This window comes from Erythrobacter sp. YT30, assembly GCF_001542875.1.
GTDB lineage: Bacteria > Pseudomonadota > Alphaproteobacteria > Sphingomonadales > Sphingomonadaceae > Erythrobacter.
Genome location: NZ_LMAF01000003.1, coordinates 303,823 through 326,904, shown reverse-complemented (window position 1 = coordinate 326,904; position 23,082 = coordinate 303,823). Strand labels below are relative to the sequence as shown.

The 23,082-nt window shown below is 57.5% G+C and carries 25 protein-coding genes; 11 read left to right on the top strand and 14 right to left on the bottom strand.

The window, feature by feature from the left end; genetic code table 11:
- Positions 1-95: 95 nt before the first annotated feature.
- The gene (locus tag AUC45_RS15400) at positions 96-1,025 is read left to right on the top strand and encodes a sterol desaturase family protein (protein ID WP_082701217.1); all 930 of its coding nucleotides are present in this window, start codon (positions 96-98) and stop codon (positions 1,023-1,025) included.
- Positions 1,026-1,238: 213 nt separating this feature from the next.
- Positions 1,239-1,775: a histidine phosphatase family protein gene (locus tag AUC45_RS15395; protein WP_067604495.1), complete on the top strand. Its 537-nt coding sequence runs from the start codon at positions 1,239-1,241 to the stop codon at positions 1,773-1,775.
- A 10-nt stretch (positions 1,776-1,785) separates the two neighbouring features.
- On the opposite strand, the gene soxR is transcribed toward AUC45_RS15395, so the two are convergent.
- Complete coding sequence (gene soxR, locus AUC45_RS15390; RefSeq protein WP_067604493.1) at positions 1,786-2,238, bottom strand: redox-sensitive transcriptional activator SoxR; 453 nt, start codon at positions 2,236-2,238, stop codon at positions 1,786-1,788.
- Between the two features lie 129 nt (positions 2,239-2,367).
- Here soxR and AUC45_RS15385 point away from each other — a divergent pair, with 129 nt between their 5' ends.
- Positions 2,368-2,760, top strand: coding sequence for a VOC family protein (locus AUC45_RS15385; RefSeq protein ID WP_067604616.1), 393 nt, complete (start codon positions 2,368-2,370; stop codon positions 2,758-2,760).
- A gap of 49 nt (positions 2,761-2,809) precedes the next feature.
- Here the strand turns inward: AUC45_RS15385 and AUC45_RS15380 are convergent, their stop codons facing one another.
- The gene (locus tag AUC45_RS15380; RefSeq protein ID WP_067604491.1) at positions 2,810-3,439 is read right to left on the bottom strand and encodes an SOS response-associated peptidase; all 630 of its coding nucleotides are present in this window, start codon (positions 3,437-3,439) and stop codon (positions 2,810-2,812) included.
- Positions 3,440-3,445: 6 nt separating this feature from the next.
- Positions 3,446-4,363, bottom strand: a complete 918-nt coding sequence (gene ubiA, locus AUC45_RS15375) for a 4-hydroxybenzoate octaprenyltransferase (RefSeq protein ID WP_067604489.1) — start codon at positions 4,361-4,363, stop codon at positions 3,446-3,448.
- A gap of 40 nt (positions 4,364-4,403) precedes the next feature.
- Between ubiA and AUC45_RS15370 the strand changes: the two genes are divergently transcribed.
- The 3 genes from AUC45_RS15370 (at position 4,404) to AUC45_RS15360 (ending at position 6,945) form a co-directional block, all read left to right on the top strand.
- The gene (locus tag AUC45_RS15370; RefSeq protein ID WP_067604487.1) at positions 4,404-5,147 is read left to right on the top strand and encodes a 16S rRNA (uracil(1498)-N(3))-methyltransferase; all 744 of its coding nucleotides are present in this window, start codon (positions 4,404-4,406) and stop codon (positions 5,145-5,147) included.
- 104 nt (positions 5,148-5,251) lie between these two features.
- Positions 5,252-6,625, top strand: a complete 1,374-nt coding sequence (locus AUC45_RS15365) for a glutamate--cysteine ligase (RefSeq protein ID WP_067604485.1) — start codon at positions 5,252-5,254, stop codon at positions 6,623-6,625.
- Between the two features lie 17 nt (positions 6,626-6,642).
- Positions 6,643-6,945, top strand: a complete 303-nt coding sequence (locus AUC45_RS15360) for a putative quinol monooxygenase (RefSeq protein WP_067604484.1) — start codon at positions 6,643-6,645, stop codon at positions 6,943-6,945.
- A gap of 8 nt (positions 6,946-6,953) precedes the next feature.
- On the opposite strand, the gene AUC45_RS15355 is transcribed toward AUC45_RS15360, so the two are convergent.
- The 5 genes from AUC45_RS15355 to AUC45_RS15335 form a co-directional block, all read right to left on the bottom strand.
- Positions 6,954-8,333: an isoprenylcysteine carboxylmethyltransferase family protein gene (locus AUC45_RS15355; protein ID WP_082701216.1), complete on the bottom strand. Its 1,380-nt coding sequence runs from the start codon at positions 8,331-8,333 to the stop codon at positions 6,954-6,956.
- 78 nt (positions 8,334-8,411) lie between these two features.
- Positions 8,412-9,740: a PQQ-binding-like beta-propeller repeat protein gene (locus AUC45_RS15350; protein ID WP_067604612.1), complete on the bottom strand. Its 1,329-nt coding sequence runs from the start codon at positions 9,738-9,740 to the stop codon at positions 8,412-8,414.
- 43 nt (positions 9,741-9,783) lie between these two features.
- Entirely contained in the window at positions 9,784-10,605 is an 822-nt protein-coding gene (locus AUC45_RS15345; protein WP_067604482.1) for a tetratricopeptide repeat protein, read from the bottom strand.
- A gap of 183 nt (positions 10,606-10,788) precedes the next feature.
- On the bottom strand, positions 10,789-11,919 hold the full coding sequence (locus tag AUC45_RS15340) for a glycosyltransferase family 4 protein (protein ID WP_067604480.1): 1,131 nt from the start codon (positions 11,917-11,919) through the stop codon (positions 10,789-10,791).
- Positions 11,916-12,782: an alpha/beta fold hydrolase gene (locus tag AUC45_RS15335; protein WP_067604478.1), complete on the bottom strand. Its 867-nt coding sequence runs from the start codon at positions 12,780-12,782 to the stop codon at positions 11,916-11,918. Before AUC45_RS15335 ends, AUC45_RS15340 begins: the two co-directional genes overlap by 4 nt.
- A gap of 74 nt (positions 12,783-12,856) precedes the next feature.
- Between AUC45_RS15335 and AUC45_RS15330 the strand changes: the two genes are divergently transcribed.
- On the top strand, positions 12,857-14,266 hold the full coding sequence (locus AUC45_RS15330) for a protein adenylyltransferase SelO family protein (protein WP_067604476.1): 1,410 nt from the start codon (positions 12,857-12,859) through the stop codon (positions 14,264-14,266).
- A 58-nt stretch (positions 14,267-14,324) separates the two neighbouring features.
- Positions 14,325-15,764, top strand: coding sequence for a succinylglutamate-semialdehyde dehydrogenase (gene astD / locus AUC45_RS15325; protein WP_233998908.1), 1,440 nt, complete (start codon positions 14,325-14,327; stop codon positions 15,762-15,764).
- On the opposite strand, the gene AUC45_RS15320 is transcribed toward astD, so the two are convergent.
- A complete protein-coding gene (locus AUC45_RS15320; protein WP_156423907.1) occupies positions 15,765-16,490 on the bottom strand; it encodes a hypothetical protein in 726 nt (241 codons plus the stop codon). It lies immediately after the preceding gene.
- Between the two features lie 344 nt (positions 16,491-16,834).
- Here AUC45_RS15320 and rarD point away from each other — a divergent pair, with 344 nt between their 5' ends.
- Positions 16,835-17,749, top strand: a complete 915-nt coding sequence (rarD, locus tag AUC45_RS15315) for an EamA family transporter RarD (RefSeq protein WP_067604472.1) — start codon at positions 16,835-16,837, stop codon at positions 17,747-17,749.
- Here rarD and pyrC read toward each other — a convergent pair.
- Positions 17,746-18,783: a dihydroorotase gene (gene pyrC / locus AUC45_RS15310; RefSeq protein WP_067604470.1), complete on the bottom strand. Its 1,038-nt coding sequence runs from the start codon at positions 18,781-18,783 to the stop codon at positions 17,746-17,748. The two genes, rarD and pyrC, sit on opposite strands and share 4 nt — an antisense overlap.
- A gap of 68 nt (positions 18,784-18,851) precedes the next feature.
- Here pyrC and AUC45_RS15305 point away from each other — a divergent pair, with 68 nt between their 5' ends.
- Positions 18,852-19,742, top strand: a complete 891-nt coding sequence (locus tag AUC45_RS15305) for a RimK family alpha-L-glutamate ligase (RefSeq protein WP_067604468.1) — start codon at positions 18,852-18,854, stop codon at positions 19,740-19,742.
- The gene (locus tag AUC45_RS15300) at positions 19,739-20,473 is read left to right on the top strand and encodes a folate-binding protein YgfZ (protein ID WP_067604467.1); all 735 of its coding nucleotides are present in this window, start codon (positions 19,739-19,741) and stop codon (positions 20,471-20,473) included. Before AUC45_RS15305 ends, AUC45_RS15300 begins: the two co-directional genes overlap by 4 nt.
- On the opposite strand, the gene AUC45_RS15295 is transcribed toward AUC45_RS15300, so the two are convergent.
- From AUC45_RS15295 to rplU, 4 genes are all read right to left on the bottom strand, one after another.
- Positions 20,457-21,056 (bottom strand): TetR/AcrR family transcriptional regulator, encoded by a 600-nt coding sequence (locus AUC45_RS15295; protein WP_067604465.1) that lies wholly within the window; start codon positions 21,054-21,056, stop codon positions 20,457-20,459. The genes AUC45_RS15300 and AUC45_RS15295 overlap by 17 nt on opposite strands.
- Before the next feature lie 337 nt (positions 21,057-21,393).
- On the bottom strand, positions 21,394-21,945 hold the full coding sequence (locus tag AUC45_RS15290; RefSeq protein WP_067604463.1) for a GNAT family N-acetyltransferase: 552 nt from the start codon (positions 21,943-21,945) through the stop codon (positions 21,394-21,396).
- A gap of 222 nt (positions 21,946-22,167) precedes the next feature.
- The gene (rpmA, locus tag AUC45_RS15285; protein ID WP_067604461.1) at positions 22,168-22,437 is read right to left on the bottom strand and encodes a 50S ribosomal protein L27; all 270 of its coding nucleotides are present in this window, start codon (positions 22,435-22,437) and stop codon (positions 22,168-22,170) included.
- Positions 22,438-22,449: 12 nt separating this feature from the next.
- The gene (rplU, locus tag AUC45_RS15280) at positions 22,450-22,980 is read right to left on the bottom strand and encodes a 50S ribosomal protein L21 (RefSeq protein WP_067604459.1); all 531 of its coding nucleotides are present in this window, start codon (positions 22,978-22,980) and stop codon (positions 22,450-22,452) included.
- Between the last annotated feature and the right edge of the window lie 102 nt (positions 22,981-23,082).

Here is a 23,082-nt window from a genome sequence, read left to right as displayed (position 1 = left end):
CAAATTCAAATTTGACTTAACTTTTTCATCCTCGCGAGGATTAATCGCGCACATCCGGTCATCTCTTTCATCACACCAATGAAGGAGCCCGCACAATGACTGTTTCGGCAAACCAATCCGCCCTTGAATACACCGCCGCACTTGTCGGCCAACATTTCTTCAATGTCCTCTATTTCGATCTCGGTCGATATCTAATCGCCGCTGGAGTTCTGACTGCGATCCTGTTCGTATTTCGCAAATGGGCCAATGCCCGCAAAATCCAGACGCGCACTGCAGGGCGCAAGGATTATGTCCGCGAAACGCTTTCTTCCTTGCGCACTGTTTTCGTCTTTGGCGTCACCACTCTTGCCACTTTGATCGGCAAGGAAACGGGCATCATTAAGCTGTCCTTGGAAAGCACCACACTTATCACTGTCGCATGGCAATTCGCGCTGATCCTCGTGGTGCATGATGCTTACTTTTACTGGATCCACCGCGCGATGCATTCAAAGCGTCTGTTCAAGGCGACGCATCTGCATCACCACAAATCGCGCACGCCAACGCCGTGGGCCGCCTATTCCTTTTCAACCTGGGAAGCCGCAGCTGAGGCAGCCTTCATGCCGCTGTTCCTGCTTGTGACCAGCCTGTTTGGTGTGGCCTATGCTGGATTTGCACTGATGCTGTTTCTTTGGAACATGATCATCCGCAATGTGATGGCGCATGCAGGCCATGAACTGTTTCCTGCAGGCTGGGTCGATACTCCCATTCTGCGCTGGATCAGCACCACGACGCACCACGATCTGCACCATGCCCAAGGGTACAATTACGGCTTCTATTTCACATGGTGGGATAAGTGGATGGGCACGGAGCACCCACGCTATGCCGAGGAATTTCGCAAGAACGCTCAGCCGCTTCGCCTGCCCAATCTCGCGCGGCTCTTGCCCAAGACCAGCGCTGAAAAGGCGAGCATTCTGGTGACCGCCATCCTTGCTTCGAGCATGACATTGGGCGGGCCCACTGCCCTGATGACACTCCCCGTCGCCTGACCCTACTCCAAATCGCCCCTGCGTCGGCGTCCCCAGCGCTGGCGCAGGTTCCGGGCGAAGCGGCAGTCCCTTGCGCCTACATTCGGTCTCCTCACCGAATTGCCCGATTTTGTTGGGCGGAGCGCAACGGGACTGCCGCATTTGCTTCACTCGCGCTTTACACACGCGCGCTGGCCATGCAGTAGGTTGCGCGTCTTTCAGGGAAGCGAACTAGTGAAAATTCTGGGCCTTCTGCGCCATGCAAAATCGGATTGGGACGACACGACGCAGCGCGATTTTGATCGCGGACTGAATGATCGTGGACGCCGCGGCGCAAAGCTGATTGGCGATCATGTTCGTGACCACGGCATCAAATGGGACATGCTGATTGCGAGCCCTGCTGTTCGTGTGAAAGCAACTCTGGAAGAGGGGCTGCCCGATATGCCTGTGATCTATGATGACAGGCTCTATCTTGCGAGTTCCGACACCATCACGGAAGTGGTTGAGGCGCACGCATCAGGCGATGATGAACCCAACGCTGTGTTGATATCAGGGCACAATCCAGGCTTGCAGGAGGTTCTGCTCGATCTGGTGTCCCCTTCGAAAGAGAACGATCTTTTTCGCGAAGCGTCTGCCAAATTTCCGACCGCTGCCTTTGCCGTGCTCGAATGCGATGTCGAAAGCTGGAGGGAGCTCAAGAAGTTTTCGTCAAGCCTCGTGCACTTTGCACGCCCTCGCGATCTTGATCCCGAACTTGGCCCGACCGATTGAGCGCAAATAGTCAGCCGATAATCTGACGCGGGCCTGGCCCTTTTTTGGCGAGTTTGTCATCCGGGTTATAGATCGCGCAATGCTCAAGGCTTAAGCACCCGCAGCCGATACACCCATCCAGCCGATCGCGCGTGCGCTCCATCTCGGCAATCCTGCTATCCAGAACATCGCGAATGCCGGTGCTGATCGAACGCCAGTCTTTTGCCGTCGGCGTGCGGCCATGGGGAAGCGTTGCAAACAGTGCCTCGATCTCGCCAAGGCTCAGCCCCAATTGCTGCGCGATGAGGATAAAACTCAACCGCCGAATGTCAGAGCGCAGGAACCGGCGTTGATTGCCGCTGGTGCGCACCGGCTCGATCAGCCCCTTTTCCTCGTAAAAACGGATCGCTGACACCGATAGACCGGTGCGCCGGGCCATCTCGCCGATGGCGATTAGGTCGCGGGAGGAAAGGCGTTGGGACATGGTGATGTCGGATACTCCAAAAATACCTTGACCTCAAGTTAGGTTGAGATTGCACAGTGTTCTCACAGATGATTCGCAGAACCCCTCCGCTGGATGGCTTTCGCGAACAAGCCCGAAGGAGCAGACACAATGCCAAGCGCAATTCTGGAACACGCCAACCTCTCTGTCACTGACCCAGATCGCAGCGCCGACTTGTTCAAGGCGCTGTGCGGATGGGAAGAGCGCTGGCGGGGAAAATCACAATTTGGAGGCGACACCGTGCATGTCGGTGCGCCCGGCAACGGCGCCGCATATCTTGCGCTCTATACCAGCGAAAAAGTTGCGGGAGATTACTCCAAGGGCCAACCTTTGAACCACATCGGCCTTCTCGTTGATGATCTGAACGAGGCAGAAAAGGCAGTGTCGAAGGCTGGCCTCAAGCCATTTGGTCACGATGATTATGATCCGGGCGAGCGCTTTTACTTCTTCGACTGGGACGGGATTGAGTTTGAAATCGTCTCTTACGCGGGAGAGGCCGCATGAATAAGATCATGCCTCGCGACCCGCTCTTTGAACCGCCGCAGCGCCCCGATCAAAAGAGTGATGCCTGGCTCACCTTCCCACGTGTCCAACTCTCATCGGTTGCATCGATTGTGATGTCGCCCTTCCACGCTGTGCAAAGAGCCTTCGCTTCATCGGGCGATCCCGATAGCCACCCATCGTAATCGGCCTGACTCAAAAGCACCGGCATGCGGCTGTGGATGTCGGCGCTGGCCGAGCCCGCGCTATCTGTCATCACCATTGAATAGCACAGCCCGAACTCGTCGCTTTCGCGCCATACTCCCGCGACCGCGAAAAGCGATTGATCGGGCAGGCTCATCCAGGTGCGGGTCTTTGCCCCTTTTGGCCCTTGCGCTTCTGCCCAGGCGCTGACCGGAATCAGGCAACGGCGCTCTTCGAACGAGTAGCGCCAGAAGAAACTGTCGAGCTTGTCAGTGCGCGCGTTGTTGACGGGCTTTGGCTTGAGCGGCTGACCGTTTTTGCCTTTCATGACCAGCGGAAAGCCCCAGGTCATCTGGCGCACTTCGCCGCCTGCCACGACAAGCCCTGGATAGCCGGGATAGATCTCGTCAGCGAAATTAGCCCCGCCCAAGGTTTCGATCGCGTCAAACCATTTGGCGACCTCATCCTTGCTCTTGGTCATGCGGTAAAGATTGCACATGCTTTGTCAGGCCCCCGCATTGCCGACGATAAAGCACGCCGCCGCCATCAACGCGCCTGCCCAACGATTGGAGCGGAACCGGGCAAGCGGATTGTCGGGATCTGACGGGTTGAGCGTCGCAATCTGCCACAAAAGATGCAGCGCAACGGGCAATAGTGTGAGAACGGCCGCAGGGTCAGGTCGATAGAGCCAGATGCCTGCGCTCCAAAGAGCGATTGTCGCAGCGTAAAACACGCCTACACCCGCATGCACTTTCGCGCCCATTCTCAGGGCGGATGATTTGATCCCGACTAGCGCATCATCTTCGCGATCTTGCAGGGCATAGATCGTATCGTACCCAATCACCCAGCAGATGCAGCCTGCATAAAGGCAGGCGAGCACTTCCCAATTATCCCAGCGCAGTTGCGTCCATCCGACCAGCAATCCCCAGTTGAAGACCATGCCCAGCCAAGCTTGCGGCCACCATGTGATGCGTTTCATAAACGGATAAGCAGCGACAAGTGCGAGGCTGGCAAGAGCAACCAATTGCGCCTCAAGCCTCAACTGCAGAAGGACAACCAGGCCGATCAGGCACAGCGCCAGCAGCCAACCCCAGGCGAGCTTTTTCGATACGCGCCCGCTTGCAACAGGGCGCGCAGCGGTGCGCGCCACTTTTTTGTCGAGATCAGCATCGACGATATCGTTGTAAACGCACCCTGCCCCGCGCATCGCAATCGCGCCTACGAGCAGCCAACCCAGCAGAGCGAACTGAAAGCCAGCGCCGGCAAGCCACACGCCGAAAACACAGGGCCAAAACAGCAGCCACCAGCCAATAGGCCGATCAAACCGTGCCAGTTGCGCCAGATCTCGCGGCAATTGCGGCAGTCGCTGGATGAGCCCGCGATGTTCGCTGTCAGGGACGACGGTTTCAGACGATGGGTTCATGGGCTTGCTCCCTAGCCGTCTCAGCGCTTAGGGGAAAGCCATGCCCGCCACTCCTGCCTGGCCGCCCAAGAGCGCTCCCCGTCTGTTTGTGGAGCAGAAGCTGGAAGCGGAAACGCAAGTCATGATTGATGGCCAGCAAGCTCACTATCTGTCCAAAGTCATGCGCGTGCGCGAAGGCGACATCGTAATCCTGTGCGACAACATAACAGGCGAATGGGCCGCGCGCGTGGGCGATGCTGGGAAACGCAGCGTGAGGCTCGAAATCGCAGAGCATTTGCGCCCGCGCGAAAGCGTGCCGGATCTATGGCTGTGCCCTGCCCTACTAAAAAAGGACCGCTTCGATCTGGTGCTTGAAAAGGCGACAGAGCTTGGCGCAGCGCGCATTCAACCGGTGATCACGAGGCGATGCGTCGCGGATAAGCTCAATCTCGATCGAGCGCGCACCATCACCACTGAAGCGGCTGAACAATGCGCACGCACGGCCTTGCCCGAACTTGCCTCCCCCATAAAATTGGAGGCACTGCTGCGCGACTGGCCAACTGATCGCGCGCTGTTCTTTGCCGATGAGCAAGGGTCGGAAAGCATGGATGAAGCGTTCGCGGAAAACAAAGGGGCAGCCGCTATTCTGATCGGCCCGGAGGGCGGTTTTGACGATGAGGAACGCGCCGCAATCCGCGCGCATCCTCTGGCTCGCCCGCTCTCCCTCGGTCCGCGAATTTTGCGCGGCGAAACCGCTGCAATCACCGCGCTTTCCGTCTGGATGGCGCGCAATGGTGACTGGTAAAGCGATCCACCCGCACAAGAGTGACTTTGCCCTGTCAAATGCAGATTACACTTCCCTCAGCCAAATCAGTTTTATAGGGCAACTTGTGAAAGAGGGGCCTCCCCATGAGCACACGCGAAGCATCCAGCGCTGACGAGCCTGTCATCGAAGGGATCGACCAATTGGTTGCTCCCATGATCGGCGGCGAAAAACCCAAGGCCGATTGGCGCATCGGCACCGAACACGAAAAACTCGTCTACAAGCGCTCTGATCACCGCGCGCCATCCTATGATGAACCATGCGGCATTCGCGATCTTTTGATGAATCTTCGCGAATTTGGCTGGGAGCCAATTGAGGAAAACGGCAAGATCATCGCGATGAAAGGCGGTGACGGGACTGTCAGCCTCGAACCGGCAGGCCAGCTCGAACTTTCCGGCGCTCCGCTCGAAACCTTGCACGAAACCTGCAATGAAACAGGCAGGCACTTGGCGCAGGTCAAAGAGATCGGTGAGAAGTGCGGCGTGGGCTACCTGGGCCTTGGCATGTGGCCCGATAAGACCCGCGATGAACTGCCGATAATGCCCAAGGGTCGCTACAAAATCATGATGGAGCACATGCCCAAGGTCGGCAATCTTGGCCTTGATATGATGCTTCGGACATGCACCATTCAGGTCAATCTCGATTACTCCTCCGAAGCCGACATGGTGCAGAAATTCCGTGTCGGCTTGGCGCTGCAACCGCTGGCGACCGCGTTGTTTGCCAATTCGCCATTTACCGAGGGCAAGCCCAACGGATACCTATCTTACCGCAGCCACATCTGGTCAGACACCGATCCCCATCGCACTGGCATGCTGCCGTTCGTTTTCGAGGATGGCTTTGGCTATGAGCGTTGGGCCGAATACATGCTGGATGTGCCGATGTATTTTGTGTTCCGCGACGGGAAATACATCGATGCGGCAGGCCAATCCTTCCGGGATTTTCTGAAAGGCGAACTGCCCGCCCTGCCCGGCGAACGTCCAACAGCAAGCGATTGGTGGGATCACCTCTCAACCGCGTTTCCCGAAGTGCGACTTAAAAGCTTTCTCGAAATGCGCGGCGCTGATGGCGGTCCGTGGAGCCGAATTTGCGCGCTGCCTGCCCTTTGGGTTGGCTTGCTTTATGATCAGGGCGCGCTTGATGCTGCGTGGCAACTGGTCAAGGACTGGTCGATGGAAGAGCGCGAGAAACTGCGTGGCGATGCGCCCAAACTAGCGCTTGATGCGCCGCTTCCGGGCGGCAGCGGCACGATGCAGGATCTCGGGAAAGAAGTGCTCGAAATCGCGCGGTCAGGGCTTGCCTCGCGCGCAATGCTAAATGCCAGCGGCGACAATGAAACGGGCTATCTCGAAACGCTGGATGAGATCGTGAAGACCGGCAAGGTCCCCGCCCAGCGCCTGCTTGATGCCTACCATGGCGATTGGGCCGGAGACGTCAGCCACGTCTATAAATATTCGTTCTAAATGGAGGGAATGGGATCGTGCTGATCGTTACTGGAACAGCGAAACTTGGCAGCGACGCATTGGATGCAGGGCGCGATGCGCTCACCAAGATGATCACGGCATCGAGAGCCGAGGAAGGCTGCCTGCACTACTCGTATGCTCAGGATGTTCTTGATCCAACGCTCTTGCACATCACCGAAAAGTTTGTGGATGATGCAGCCTTGGCTTTTCATTTTCAAACGCCGCACATGGCGGAGTTTCAAGCAGCTTTGAGCGACCTTGACATCAACGTCATAGAGGTGGCCAAGCATCAAGCAGATGATGGCTCACCGCTGCCGTAATCGGCAAGTTATTCAGCCGGGTGAAGCGATTCAGCCGAGCGCCCGTTGCCCCGTCCCAGAATCCTCCGTTTTATCTGCGCGAGCCGCGCTGTGATAACGCCGTTCTCTTCCATCCAATCGAAATATTCGCGGTATTTCTGATCCTCGGCGAGCAGATGCGCTTCTTCCGTGCGGGCACGCCAGTAATAGATCGCGTTGACTATGAGCAGGAAGAACGTGTTGCGGATGGCATCGACGGCAGAGCCGCTGGTGACGAGAAACGGCATCGCTGAAAACCACCAGAACAGGTTTTTCGACAGATAGGCCGGATGCCGCGTGTAGCGAAACGGACCGTGCGTGATAATCCCGCGATAGGTGAGGTTTGAAAAGCGAATGCCAAAGGCGACTGTCGCCCACGCATAGATAGCGGTGAGAAAAACCAGCCACGCTGCCCACATCCACAAGACCGTATCGCTTCCGGCAAGCCAGTAATCCCATTTCGCGATGTTGCTTTCGTAGCTAAGCACCTGATTGTTGTTGCCAATCAAGCCCCATACAAACGGCGGGTAACACAGCAGCGCCGCCAACCAGCCCGCAACAAACGGATTGCCGGATCGGATATGCGCATCAAGCGGGCGGAGGGTGAAAAGATATCCGACGGTTCCGATCTGCACGTCAATCACGAACAGAAGCGCGATAAGCACACCGCCCATCAGCACCGGATTGGTAAGGAAATCGATCGGCCGCGCCTCGACCACTTCGGCAAAACCGGGCGGCAGGATCGAGATCATGAATGCGCCGAAAAAGCCTTTGATGATCCACGCTCGCCAGTGCTTTTTGACCTGATCAGCGTCCCATCCCTCACGCCCGATCAACATCGCGCCGAAGTGCCAGGTGTGATCGCGCGGCTCTTTCATGTAGCGATCGAGCCAAATGACGTAGGGCACACTCAGCACAATCATCGGGATGACTGCGGTGCCCAGCACTTTCATCGCAAACAGGTAATTGCCGTCCCAATACCAGCGACACAAGAAATAGAGCCCTGCAAGCACCGCCCATGTCGCCCACAACCCGCCAATCTTGACGATGGCGAACGGAATAATCTCCGCTTTTGAGCGTTTAAGGCTCCAATCGAGCCCTGTTGACGGGTTGAGGTGCACTTTGTCGACCAGCACAGACCATGCAGCCATGGGCCCTGCCGTAAACAGCATAGCGGTGAGCGCGGCGTGCGGCCCCGACATGACGCCAACGCCATCCACTCCGAATGCACCTGCAATCGCGGGAAAATTCCGGCAGAAGATGATCCAGATTATCAGCCCTGCAAGCCCGACAAAGCCCACCGCCGGCGATACATCGCTTTGCGGCATCGCAGCAGCTTTTGCTTCTGTAGGGGAAGAAGGCTCAGACATCAGAGCGCCACCTTAGCAGGAAAGCGTTAATGCTGCGATTACCGCGTTTGGTGTGCACTGAAATCCAGCGCTAACACGTTACTTAAACGCGTGGATCGTGCCGCTATCATCAAGAATATAGAGCATATTGTCCGCCACGACCGGAGCAAGGCTGACAGGCTGCTTGATATCGGCAAACATCTGTGCCGACCCTTCGCCCGTGCTCAGACGCCAGATTTCTCCACGCGAACTCGCAACCCACAATTGATTGCCGGCAAGCACCGGGCCAGTCCAGAAGATCGGCCGCTCGCGCTTTTTCTCGTTACGGAATTGCTGCAATTGCGTGATCCAGCGCACTCGCCCGGTTGAACGCGCAATCGCAAGAACGCGCGCGTCATCGGTGAGTGTGAAAATCCATTCGCCTGCAATCGCCGGAGTGGAAATGCCCGCAAGGGTCAATTCCCAGATCCGCTGACCGGTTACCAGCTCATAGGCAGCCATGCGGCCACCTTGCCCCAGCGCGTAAACGCGCCCGGCATCAATAATCGGATCGGCATCAATATCGGTAAGTGAGCTAACCTGCGTCGAGATGTTGGTGCGCGCCAAAGCATCCGCCCACAATGCGCGTCCGTTTTCGTAGCGATAGGCTGAAAGCTCGCCGCTCGAATAGCCGGCAATAACGGTGCCGTTGCCCGCGGCAGGAGCAGCCACGCCAAACACGCCCGATTGCGCGCTTGATCCCGACTCAGACCATTGCAATTCGCCATCTGATGCGTTGAGCGAGATGATCTGGTTGTCCTGCGTCATCACATAGACCTGGCCGAAAGCGACCGTCGGCGAACCGCGCAGCGGGCCCGACGGCTTCACTTTCCAAATCCGTTCACCTGTTTCCGCGTTCTTTGCTTTCACTTCGCCCGCGCCATTTGTCGCGTAGACAACGCCGTTGTCGTAGCTGACCCCCCCGCCAAAGGCAGATGGGCGCATGTCATCGCTCATCTCATCATCGTCGCGGCGCCAGATTTCTCGACCTGTATCCTTGTCAAAGGCATGGATCACGCCTTCGGTATCCTCAACGAAGACCTTTCCGCCTCCCACAACGGGTGCTGCGGCGAGCCGCTCGCGATTGTTGGTTCCGGCAATCTTTGCCGTCCAGACCTTGGTAGGGTTTTCAGCAAGCGACAGATGGCCATAGGATTTGCTGGCAGAGCCACCGACTTGCGCCCATTCAGCATTGGTGCGCTGAGGTGGAAGGACGACGCTGACGCTCGCCAGGGCAGGATCGACCACAGCGCCGCTTTCAATCCGCGATAGGATCGGCATGCGCTCACCCACTGTTGGCGTGGTCCGTTTATCGCCTGCGCAAGCGGTCAACAAAGCGGCCATTCCGCCCGCAATCAGCGCGCCCTTGGTTGGCTTCAGATATTTCATATTCAACTCGTCCAAATCTCTCTCAACTGCTCTGTCAGGCGCATTATTGCCCGGCAGCCCCCGCAGTTTCATTATCAATTGCAGGCGTGTCCTCTTCCAGAACAACACCTTCATCCTCCAGCAGCTTTTCGACATCATCAATCGCATCGACGCCGAGCAGCCCAGCCATTTGGCGCGCGCGCGAACGCAGCGTTTCGGGCAAGTCCTCGTCCTTGGAAATCTGAGCGAACAAGGCGCCCGCTTCTGCATTGTTGCCCGCTTCGAGGTGAGCGATGGCTGTAAGTTCAGCCGCACTGCCAAAGAAGGCGTTGTCTGGCTGGGTTAGACCTTCAAGTTTCTGGATCACTTCGGCTGGATCGCTATCATCGAAAGTCGCGCTGACTTCGCGGATCAAGGCGAGATCGCGAAGGGCCGCTGGCGCATCGGCATCGGCAACGATCTGCCCGTAAATCTCAGCTGCCTTTGCCGTGTCGCCCTGTTCCAGCGCCGTACCAGCCTGAAGCATTCGCGCAGCTGTTCGAACGCCTGCCTCATCGCTTGAGAGAAGCGGCGTTACCTTTTCATCGGCACCGGCAAGATCGCCACCCTGCACCGCGTCCAGCGCTTCAACCAGAGTTTCCGATTGCCCTTCAAGACGGCTTTCATTCTGGCTGTCCCAGAACAGATACCCGCCAAGGCCGAGCAGCAGAACGCCGATAACCGCGCCGATCATCACACCGTATTTCTGCACGAATTGCGCCGCGTCTTCCTTGCGCACGGCTTCATCGATTTCGCGGATGATCACTTCATCTTCTGCAGACGGTTTGCCCGGCTGCGGTGCAGGCGTGTCCGAGGTCGCGTTTGGGTCGTTAGGCTTGAGCGCCACGAGGCTCTTATCCTTCGTCAATTGGGTTTGTTAGCGCGGCTCTTTAGGCGGCTCACAAGAGCTGCGCAATGCCAGTGAGGAAGCCTTCACCGGCCATGTTAGCGCAGCCCGTTTACCTTGTATTGAAAGCGTGGTCGCAAGTTGCGGTTTAACGTTGGATGAAGCGCAAAGTCATTTCGCCGTTCAGAATGGTTTGCCCATCACATCGCTGTAAAGTGAGCGATAAGCCTCTATCATGGTCGCCTCATTATAGTGGGCCGCTGCTTTCGACCGGTTTTCAGCACCAATTTTTGCACGCAATTCAGGGTTTTGTGCCAGTTCTTTGAGGGACTGCCCCAAGGTTTCAGCCGTGTTTGGCCGCGCGATAAAGGGCGCGTTTGAGGATGAAACCATCGTCGCGATATCGCCCACATTGGGCGCAGCAACCGGAAGACCAGCTGCCATCGCCTCCACCACGGAGATCGGGAATTGCTCTGATTTTGACGACAAAGCGAAGATATCGAACAAGCCGATAACATTGGCGGGATCCTTGATCGCGCCGGGTAAATGAACGCGGTGCGCGATTTCTGCTTGGCGCGCTGCTTCAAGGATTGCCTCCTTTTCAGGACCATCGCCAAGGATCACCAAATGCCAATTGTCCGGCAGATGCGTCATCGCTTGCACCAGCATGGGCAATTGCTTCACTGCGCGCAGGCCCGCGAGTGTCCCGACCCAACGTTCGCCATCGCGTTTGACAACCCTCAGAGCGTTGGGATTGGGCTTATTCGCAAAAGCCGCGACATCAATGCCGTTATCGATGCGCCGAACACGCTCACGCGGTTGTTTCCAGGTGTCCAACGCAATTCTCTCGAGCACCCGGCTGGGCACGACCAACCGCTGTGTCCGCCAAAGCGCAATTCGACGATACCAATTGCGGCTGGATTTCAGCTGGACCGCTTCGTCTTCGTTAAAGCCGTCCTCGTGATGGATTAGCGGCGGAAGACCCAAGTTCTGCGCAAAAACCGTGTGCGCCATCACGACATCCATCGCGCCCCAATTGTAGGTGAGGATGAGGTCATAGCCAGCCAAAGCCTTGGCAATAGTGATGAGCCGGCCCGGAGTGGGTGATCCCTTGAGCGAGGGAAAATCAGTCGGAAAAGTCGCTTTCACCTTGCGATCAATCAGCGCGCGAGCCCCCGTCTCTTCAGGCTGACCCGATACGATCCTATGATTGAGCGCCTTTCCAAAAGCGTTCATCAGTTTGACAGTGCGAAGCTCTTTCCCGCCGGGGGAAAAAGTCGATTGGCAATGAAGAATGCGCAAGGGTGCGCTCATGCAAGATCAGCCAGCAGAGCGTCGATTGTGGCGCGGACCTGCGGTTCATCCAATGTCGGCGCATGGCCAACGCGCGGCACATTGAGCGTCGTCATGTTGGGATTGCGCGCTTTCATCTGGGCAACGGTGGCGTCTGAGATAAGATCGGACAGCTCCCCGCGCACCAGCAGCATGGGCACGTCATTCAATGCCTCGAATGCGAGCCACAGATTGGGCGGCGCGGCATTGCCCGCTTCGCTAAACGGCTCTGCGATTGCCATGTCGTAATCATAGCTGATCCGCCCGTTCTGGCTGACCACCATGAACCGTTTGGCAAGCTCTAACCATTGATCGAGCTCGTAATCGGGAAACGCATCGCCGTGCACTTCACACAATGACCGCGCCGCATGCACCCAAGTGGGATAGCTGCGCCCCTGACCCACGTAACCGCTGATGCGCTCAACACCAGCAGCCTCGATTTCTGGGCCGATATCGTTGAGCACAACGCCCGCGATCCGTTCGGGATGATTGGCCGCAAGCAGCATTGTCATGATCCCGCCCATCGATGTGCCAACCGAAATGAAACGGCTTATCCCAAGCTCCGCAAGGAGAAGCTCCACGTCCTCGACGTATTGCTTGGGCTTGTAGGTGTCGGAACTCGGCGCATAATCGCTTTTGCCGCGCCCGCGCATGTCGGGCACGATTACGCGGCGTTTCTCGCTCAGATGCGCGGCAAGGCTTTCAAAATCGCGGGCATTTCGCGTTAGGCCATGCAGACAAAAGACCGGCAAAGCGCCCGTATCCTCGCGCGCTGCATAGTCGCGATAATGCAAACTCAGCCCATCTTCGCTGGACCAGCTTTTATCCTCGTACAATTCAGCCATATCTGGCTCGGTTCCTGTTGCAATCGGCCTGCGCAATGCTTGCACTCCGGCCCTGTGACGGTCACTAGTGCGCCATGCACACCGATGAGCAATTGGGCAAGTATGAGGCTGATCCCGCGATCACTGCGATAGCAGGCTGGCTGGGCGATGAGGTTGCACCTGCAGACTTTCCTGAAACGCGGCTGCGGTTTCGAAACGACAAAGCCGCGAGCAGCGTGGGGCTGGCCAGTCTGACCGATGAGCAGTGGACGAGGCATTTCGGTCGTTTTGAGCCCTTGCCCGATAACCTGCCATCACCGCTCGCGCTCAGATATCATGGCCATCAGTTTCGCGTCTACAATCCTGATATCGGCGATGGGCGCGGGTTTTTGTTCGCTCAGATGCGCGATGAAACCGGGCGGTTGATGGATCTGGGGACCAAAGGTTCGGGGCAGACACCTTATAGCCGAGCGGGTGATGGCCGGTTGACGCTCAAGGGCGCGGTGCGCGAGATCCTAGCCACCGAAATGCTCGAAGCGTTGGGCGTCAACACTTCGAAAACCTTCTCGGTCATTGAAACAGGTGAAGAGCTGTGGCGCGAGGATGAGCCCTCACCTGCTCGCTCTGCCGTGATGGTGCGCCTGTCGCATTCGCATATCCGTATCGGCACATTCCAGCGGCTACTCGCCTTCGAAGCGCGCGACGAAATGGAAGCTCTGATCGGGTACTGCCTCAAGCAATTTCCCGGCCCCATCCCGCCAGAGGAAGCACCCGGGCGCGATGAACCCGCGATCATCCTGATGCATCAAGTCGTCGAACGCATGGCCGACCTCGCTGCCAGCTACATGGTGGCAGGCTTCGTCCACGGCGTGCTCAACACCGACAACATGAACATCACCGGCGAAAGCTTTGATTATGGGCCATGGCGCTGGCTGCCGCGCTGGGATCCTTCTTTTACCGCGGCCTATTTCGATCACGGTGGTCTTTATGCCTTTGGTCGGCAGCCCGAGGCCCTGAACTGGAACTGCGGCCAGCTAGCAGTCGCCCTGCGTCTGGTGGCGGAAAGCGAGCCGCTTATCGCCGCGCTAGGGCGCTTTCCCGAACTCTACATGGAAGCGGTCGCGCGGCGGTGGTGCTGGCGGCTGGGTCTCGTTCCCAAAGGCGCAAAGCGCGATACCGAATTGGTGGCAGGTTGCGAGAAAGCCATGCGCGATGCGGCCTCCTCTCCAGACGCGTTCTTTCATCGCTGCCGTGGCGGGCATGACAAGGAGCTTGCGGACCTCTTCGAAGATTATGAACCTGTCGATGATGCCGAGGGCCAGCATGACTATTGGCGCGAGGACACGCCCCAATCCATGCTGATTGAAGAAGTAGAGGCGATCTGGTCTGCGATTGCCGAAAATGACGATTGGTCAGCGCTAGAGACCAAGGTTGAGAAACTGCGCGATATGAAGGCCGCTCATGGCCCCGCGCCCACACCGCAAGGGCATGCAAACACTCGGTAATGATCGATGTAACAGTTTAACACTTTATTTTCCATGATTGTACGATTACGCCCACCCCGTGACCGAAACAGCAACCAAAAAAGTGACTGACAGTGCACAACTCGTCTCCACCGCGCCCGCCACGGGCGAGGAAATCTGGCGAGGCGATGTCAGCGATGTTGATGCAGCGGTTAGCAGGGCACGGCGCGCCTGGCCCGCATGGGCGGCCAGGCCGATTGCCAACCGCGTCGAAATGGTCCGCCGGTTCGCCAACGAAGTCCGATCCGAAGCGGAAAACCTCACCGATTTGATTGCCAAGGAAGCAGGCAAACCTGTCTGGGAAGCAAAGACCGAAGTCGACGCGGTGATCAACAAGGTCGAGATTTCAATCAACGCCTACACAGAGCGGACGGGCAAGAAAAAGCTCGACAGCGCGATGAACGGGATCGCTGCCGTCCGTCATAAGCCGCACGGTGTGATGGCGGTGCTCGGCCCCTACAATTTCCCCGCGCACCTGCCCAATGGCCACATCATCCCCGCGCTGATTGCGGGCAATGCCATTGTTTTCAAACCATCGGAAAAAACACCAGCCGTGGGTGAAGCTCTCGTCGAATGCTTCGAAAAAGCGAAATTTCCCGAGGGCATCGTCCAACTGGTTATCGGTGGGCCTGACGAAGGGAAGGCTTTGGTCGCGCATCACGGCGTTGATGGCGTGCTGTTTACAGGCTCGGCCCAGGCGGGGATTGCGATCAATCGCAAACTGGCTGCCAATCCGGGCAAGATCGTCGCGCTAGAAATGGGCGGCAACAATCCGATCGTCGTCACCAAAACGCCGAAGGTCAAAGATGCCGCTGTCCTGATTGTGCAAAGCGCGTTCACGACAGCAGGTCAGCGCTGCACTGCTGCGCGCCGATTGATCGTCGTCGAAGAGATGTACGATGCTTTGATGGCGGAACTCATCCCGCTCACGCGCAAATTGATCGTGGGTGATCCCTTCGATGAACCCCAGCCCTTTATGGGTCCTGTGATCGATGTGAAGACCGCAGAATTGCTCGAAGAAAGCTTCCTCGCGCTGGTCAAAGAAGGCGGTAAGCCCTTGGCGCCCTTGCGCATCATCAAGGAAGGCCTGCCTTTCGTCACGCCTGGCATTATCGACACCACAGCGATCGAAGATCGTCCGGATATGGAGCTGTTCGGGCCAGTCCTTCAGGTGATCAAAGTGCCCGATCTCGACGCTGCTATTACCGAAGCGAACAACACCCGGTTTGGTTTGTCGGCATCTTTGATCGGCGGGTCTCCAGAGGATTACAGCCGGTTCTGGGGAAATATCCGCGCAGGGATTATTAACTGGAACCGCCCGACCAATGGTGCTTCTTCGGCAGCTCCTTTTGGAGGCATCGGCCTATCCGGCAATCATCGCCCGGCGGCTTATTACGCGGCGGATTATTGCGCATATCCCGTCGCCAGTACCGAGCTGGAACAGCCGCGCGCCAATATCGGGGTTGGCCTCAAAGACTGATCAGTTGGTCCAGTGGACCAATGTGACGAGGCGCAAGCCACCCGGCGCATCGGCAATATCAGCAAACACCTTTTCGCCCGCTTTCTCACCCTTGATGAGTTCGGACTTGCCGCTTTTGTAGGATGTTTCGAACTGCGCATTGGCAGCTCGCGTATAGTGGTATTGCAGCGCGTCCTGTGCACCTATCTGCGTGAGGTAGCGAACAATGCGCAGCTTGCAGTCGCCGGTATCAGAGCCAGCAGCCTGCTGTACCATTCCGTGCGGGATGATGGATGCTGCCTTCGGCATTTGCGCTGCCCAAGCAAGATCATCGCTCGCCCCTTCCCCACATTCAGCCGGTGCACCCACCGCCTCCAGAATTTCGCGCAGGGTTGAAAGGCCCGTCAGCGATTCGGCGTCATCAAGATTTCCAGCAGCGGGCAATTCCTCAATCGCCCCTTCTTCGGCCAGTTCAATCCGCGCGGCATCTCTCGCCAGCGCGGCGGCCCGCTCATCAGGGGCAAAGACGGGAAGTGCATGATTGCCGTGATAACCGATGGCCGCGTTTGCTTCGTTGATCCAGGCAAGATCGGGATCGATCATCAAAGGGTCGTTGAGCGCGCGCGAAATCACGGGGTCTGCTGCCACACCGTTGGCGTCCGTATCGGCAAGCGGCGCCTCGCTGCATGCCGTGGCGAGGCAAAACGTCGCAAGAATGGGAGCTATTGGGCGAGAAGAGCGCAGCATGATCGTCAGCCCCTTTGCCAGAGCTCGGTTAACATTCCCAGAGCGGGATAGCTGCACCCGATAAGCGCGCTCATAACAAACGCAAAAACGCTCCCACACCTCGGATGAGGCATGGAAGCGCTTTCCGCGACCGGTGGTTGCCGCGCCCGGGCCGTTGGTGGGATTGGCCCAAGTTCATGGAGTGACTGTTACGTCTCTCAAACTGTGCGTTCATCTATAGTGGAGTTTATCTGAACACGCTGCGATCACCCATGACAGCGAACATTCAGAATTTTTGCGCGATGTAAGCGGCCTATCGGTTGATGTTGCTTGGCAAGCAGCGGATGCGCGCCTAACCGCTCGCCATGCGCAATCCCGATCCCGCTGAAGAAACCGGTGAAGCATCCGGATTGCCAGCCGCGCTGGGCGCCTATTTGATCTGGGGTTTTCTGCCGCTCTATTTCCTGCTGGCGGCGGCTGTTCCGCCATTTGAATTTGTCGGCTGGCGGATCATTTTCACGCTGCCTTTCTGTTTCCTGATCGTCGCGATCCGAAAGCAATTCCCAGCATTGCGCCAGGCGCTGTCAACACCGCGCACTCTGCTTGCCCTGTTTGCCAGCGCTTTTTTGATTGCGGCCAATTGGTTTATCTACATCTGGGCGATCACCAACGAACAGGTCTATGCGACGAGCCTTGGCTATTACTTGAACCCACTCCTTAATGTGCTCTTGGGCACCGTGTTGCTGGGTGAGAGGCTTTCAAAATGGCAATGGATTGCGGTTGCAATTGCGAGCCTTGCTGTAGCATTGCTGGCCGCTGGCGCGCTGACATCGCTGTGGATCAGCCTCAGTCTCGCGCTTAGCTTTGGCCTTTATGGCATTGTTCGAAAACAGGTTGATGTGGGTGCGCTCCCAGGTCTCACGATCGAGACCGCCATCCTTTTGCTGCCAGCAATCGGCATTGCTGCATGGTATGCCGCAACGCCCGTGGGCAGCGCGTTCGGCAAGGATGCAGAGCTGAGCGCGATTATCGTATTTTCAGGTGTGGTGACCGCAGTCCCGTTGATGCTGTTCGCAATTGCTGCGCGCCGCATGCCTTATTCAACGCTTGGCTTTATTCAGTACCTGGCGCCTACCATCGTGTTCTTCCTCGGCCTCACCGTTTTTGGCGAAGAGCTGAAACCCGCCCAACTCGGCAGCTTTGTCTTGATCTGGATTGCGGTTGCGATTTTTGTGGGCGATCTGCTGATGCGATCACGCCGGAGCAAGGCGGCTGCTTAACCCCTAAAGCGCCAGCCGAGCGTTTGGCCGCCGTGCCAGGGGACGATGGTTGATCCAGCAAGCGCAAGCTCATCGGGTACTGGGCTTTCGGCGCGCTCAAGCGTGACACTGTCCTCATTCACCGGCAATCCGTAGAATGCGGGGCCATAGAGCGAGGCGAAGCCTTCGAATTGCTCGATTGCCCCCTCTTCATCAAAGACAGTCAGATAGCTTTCGAGCGCCACGGGCGCCCCGAAAATGCCTGCGCACCCGCACGCGCTTTCCTTGTCGTGCCGGAAATGCGGCGCGCTGTCGGTTCCTAGGAAGAATTTGGGCGACCCCGACGTTGCCGCCGCGCGCAGGGCCAAGCGGTGCGTTTCCCGCTTCGCCACGGGAAGGCAGTAATTGTGCGGTTGTATTCCGCCCACCAGCATGGCGTTGCGATTGATGTGAAGGTGCTGCGGGGTGATAGTAGCCGCGACGTTGGGGCCTGAAGCCTTGACGAACTCCACCGCGTCCAATGTCGTGATGTGTTCGAAAACCACTTTAAGCTTTGGGAAATTGGCAATTATCGCGCGCAGATGTCGTTCGATGAATTCAGCCTCGCGGTCGAACACGTCGATATCGTGATCGGTCACTTCACCGTGCACGCACAGGACGATGCCTTCTGCTTCCATCCGTTCCAACACCGGATAGATCAGCTCGACATCGCTGACACCGCTTGCCGAATTTGTCGTCGCATTGGCGGGGTAAAGCTTTGCGGCGGTGAACACGCCCTCGCCTGCTCCGCGCGCCAGATCGTCAACGTTTGTCGTGTCGGTCAGATAGCACGTCATCAGCGGCATGAAATCATGCCCCTCTGGCACCGCAGCCAGGATCCGCTCACGGTAATCGCGGGCCATTTCCGTCGTCGTGATAGGCGGCGTGAGGTTCGGCATCACGATCGCGCGTGCGAACTGGCGCGCGGTATACGGAACAACCGCGCGCATCACATCGCCATCGCGGAAATGGAGATGCCAATCATCGGGGCGGCGAATGGTGAGAGTGTCTGTCATCGCAAAAATGCCTAGCGCCGTGCATCCGCTCTTTCCAGAGCGATGGCCAAGCAATAGACGGCTTCGCCATGGCGAGAATAGGATTTCTGGCGTGTGAGACAACGCTCCCTGGCGCAGGCGAGCGGCGCGAGGATGCGTTCGAGCACGACAATATGATCAAGGCGCTCGCGCCAGCCTTCAAAACGGCGGGGCTCGGTCTCCATGTGATCGACTGGGAGGCGCCGCTCGAGGACTTTGAGGGCCTTGATCTCGTCATGCTGGGCACGGCTTGGAATTATCAGGACAAGGCAGAGGAATTCCTCGAAAAACTTGAAGCGCTGGAGGGACAAGGGATCGCAGTGTGCAATCCGCCAGACATCGTCCGATGGAACATCACGAAGACGTATCTGCGAGAGCTCGAAAGCCTCGGCGCGCAGACCATCCCAACAATCTGGCTCGATTCGGTAAGCCGTAAAAATGCCGATGACGCCATGGAAGCATTCGGATGCGAGAAGCTGGTGGTCAAGCGCCAGATAGGTGCGGGGGCGTTGGGGCAGGAATTGCTGAGCGCAGGCAACATCGCCGATGATTGGCACTTCGATGCGCCGGCTATGCTGCAACCCTATCTCTCCGCGATAGAGCAGCAGGGCGAATTGTCCTTTATCTTCATCGACGGAGAGCTCTCACACGCATTGCGAAAGCGGCCTGCATCGGGCGATTATCGAATCCAATCCATGTATGGCGGTCGCGAGGAAGTGCATGTTCCAACTCGCTCAGAAGCCGATCAGGCCGCCGCGATCATCGCTGCACTACCGTTTGATAAACCGCTTTATGCCCGCGTGGATATGCTGTCCCGGGACGATGATGATCTGGCGCTTATGGAAGCGGAGCTGATCGAACCCTATCTCTATCCCGAACAAGGACCGCAATTTGGCGAACTTATCGCCCGCGCCATTGCCAGAAGAGTGAAAACGACGTGACAGCCACCCGCCTCGCCTCCCGCGCCATCGTCCGCATCGCCCCCCAAGACGCATCGGAGGACTTGCGCGAATTTCTCCAAGGGCTCGTCACCAATGACGTTTCGGCTGGATTGCCCGTCTATGCAGCGCTCTTGTCCGCACAAGGCAAAGCGATGTTCGATTTCTTCGTTTGGGAGGGAGATGACGGCGCGCTGCTGCTCGATTGCGATGCGGACCATGCCGATGACCTTGCAAAACGGCTTTCGCTCTATCGCTTGCGCCGCAAGATCGAGATCGTCCGCGATGACACTCTTGCCGTGCACTGGTCGTCTGATCCGCGCGATGGCGCGCCCCAAGACCCGCGCCTCGCTCGCTTAGGCCATCGCTGGATCGCACCCGCATCTGGTGACGCTACGGCTGATCAGGAGTATCTGGCTCACCGGCTCGCGCTTGGTGTCCCTGAAGGCGAAGACCTGAAGGACATTCTCTGGCTGGAAACCAACGCCGTTGAGCTGAATGGCGTCAATTTCAACAAGGGTTGCTATATCGGTCAGGAGAACACTGCGCGCATGAACTGGCGGCAAAAGGTCAATCGGCGACTGGTGGTCGTGCCGCTGGATCAGTCAGAAGGAAAACGCCGCAAGGCCGCTTATGCCGATCTTGGCCTAGCAGTCGATCATTTGCGAGTGGCCGATCTTGATCCGGCAAGTCTGCCCGAATGGCAGCGCGCCGGAATCACTCAGCCGGATTGACTTCCTCAAGCGAAGCTTCGAGCATTTTTTGCGCCCGATCGCGCGCAGCCGTGTCAGGCAGACCCAGCGAACGTGCGAGCGCTTTACCAATCAACGCATCGCCCATTGCCATGAGCACCAGCGACAATGTGTCTTCGCGCAGATGGCTGACGTCGCGCTCCATCGTCGCTTCTTCCGCGCCAATATCATCCACCAACTGATGGATTGTCTCGACAATTGAGCTCAGCGCATCTTCATTGCCCGTCAGGATCATCCAACTGGCAAGTGCACCTGCTCCCTCTTTGTCAAAGGCATCAAAGGCCAGATCGACGACCTCACGCGGAGAGCCAAGCCCTGCACGGTTGGCATCAACCGCCTGCTTGATCGTTTCGCACACCGTTTCGGACAGGTAGCGAGCAAGCTCTTTTTGCAGCCCCGCTGCCGAACCGAAATGATGCAGCAGATTGGCATGCGTGCGACCTATGCGCCCAGCGACCGCTTTCAGCGTGACCGCCTGAGGGCCGGACTCGATCAGAAGCGCACGAGCCGCCTGCAGAGCGGAATTGCGTGATTCTTCAGGAGATAAGCGTTTGCGTTGTGCCATGAGTGACGAAATAGGCGGATTCGCGGTGGGCGACAAGTCAGCGATTGGTCAATGACTTACCCGCATCACACGAGCGGCCGTGCCGGCTTTCCTACCCGCCAGCAGCATGGCACAGCGCACGTGCTCTTTCGCATCGTCGTTACAACCCAAAAATGCGGGTTTTGAAACTCAGGTCCGATGAGACAAACAGGGACGTGCGCGCGAATGTAAGGCTGCACACCCCTGTCCGTCACCCGGATATTTATCACCATAAACCGATGTAAAAACTATATATTTTACCAAACCTTGTGGGTGACAGGGTGTAACCTTTGTCACCCTAGTCGAGAATGGCTCTCAACTAGGCCGCCTGTGCATCTTGCGAAAAGGCATACGCCGTTGCCGAGAGATCGAGGCGATATTCCGCGCTCTGGGCTTTTACGCCGCGCCCACAAGAATGCCGCTCAACGATCCGGCCGGTTGGCTGAAAACCGAGCTTGGTCAGAACCTTGCCCGATGCGGGATTGTCCAGAAAGTGGGAGCCCATGAGCTCACGGTGGCCCAGCGTCGCCGCCACTTCAAGAACAGCGCGCCCTGCCTCGGTGGCATAGCCCTGCCCCCAATGCGGGCGAGCAATCCAATATCCAAGCTCAACCATTGTTTCATCGCCTGGCACTGGATCGATACCGATACAGCCAATGACCAAAGCGTCCCGAGCCCGTGTGATCATGAAACGCGGATGCAGCGGATCTGTCGGCAGCGCCGTAAATTCGCGTGCGTCTTTTTCTTCGTAGGGCCATGGAGCGCTCGCAAGATTCCGCACGATACCTTCGTCCGCAATCCCGGAAAAGATGCCTGGCCAATCCTCTGGCCATATCGGTCTCAATAAGAGCCTGTCGCTGCGATGAAACACGTGTCCGTCCTCTCTCGCCCCTGCGCCCGGACCCAATAGTCGGCGCAGATGACATATTCATTTCCGCAAAGCCTAAAGACCCGCGAAATGTTTTGAGGGAGAGACGCAAAGAGGGAGAAGGTTCTCCCCGGTAAACTGGGGTGGCCCTTCTCCCTCTTAATGACCGGTCTTGCTCCGGTCGGGACCGCCCCCTTTGGACGATCCTATGTGCAAATCGTCCGGTTATTCGGCTGCTTGCGCAATCATGTCTACCGACACGTATTTGCGACCGAGCTTGCCTTTGTGGAATCGCACCACGCCTTCTTCGAGTGCGAAGAGGGTGTGATCCTTGCCCATGCCGACATTGGTGCCCGGATAGAATTTGGTGCCGCGCTGACGCACGATGATGTTTCCGCCGACCACGTCCTGGCCGCCGAATTTTTTCACACCAAGGCGGCGACCGGCTGAGTCGCGACCGTTACGTGATGAACCACCTGCTTTTTTATGTGCCATTGGTCCTGATCCTTACTTTGTGTCGTCAGCCTTGGGCGCGGCTTTCTTGGCCGGTGCCTTTTTGGCTGGAGCTTTTTTCGCTGCAGGCTTTTTTGCAGCTGCGGTTTTGGGCTCTGCTTTGGCTGCTGGTGCCTTCTTGGCCGGAGCCTTCTTAGCAGGCGCTTTCTTTGCCGGAGCAGCCTTTGCTTCCGTGGCAGCTTCCTTCTTGGGAGCAGCAGCCTTTTTCGCCGGAGCTTTCTTAGCGCCAGCACCCACGTCAGTAATGCGCAGCAGCGTCATCTGCTGACGATGGCCAGCCTTGCGGCGATAGTTGTGACGGCGACGCTTCTTGAAAACGACGACCTTTTCGCTCTTAGCTTGAGCGATGATTTCAGCCGAAACGCTCACTTTGGACGCATCAGCAATGCTGTCACCCTCACCGGCCAGCAGAACGTCATCCAGCGTGATGGTCTCACCGGCTTCTCCGGCGAGCTTTTCAACGGCAATCTTGTCTCCGGCGGCAACCCGATATTGTTTGCCGCCTGTGCGCACTATCGCGAACATGGCTTTTATACTCTCAGTCTTGTGCTTTGCCTGGCACTTGCACACTCACGGCACGCACCCAGCAATATTGCGGCGCTGACATACAGCGCTCGAAAGAAGCGT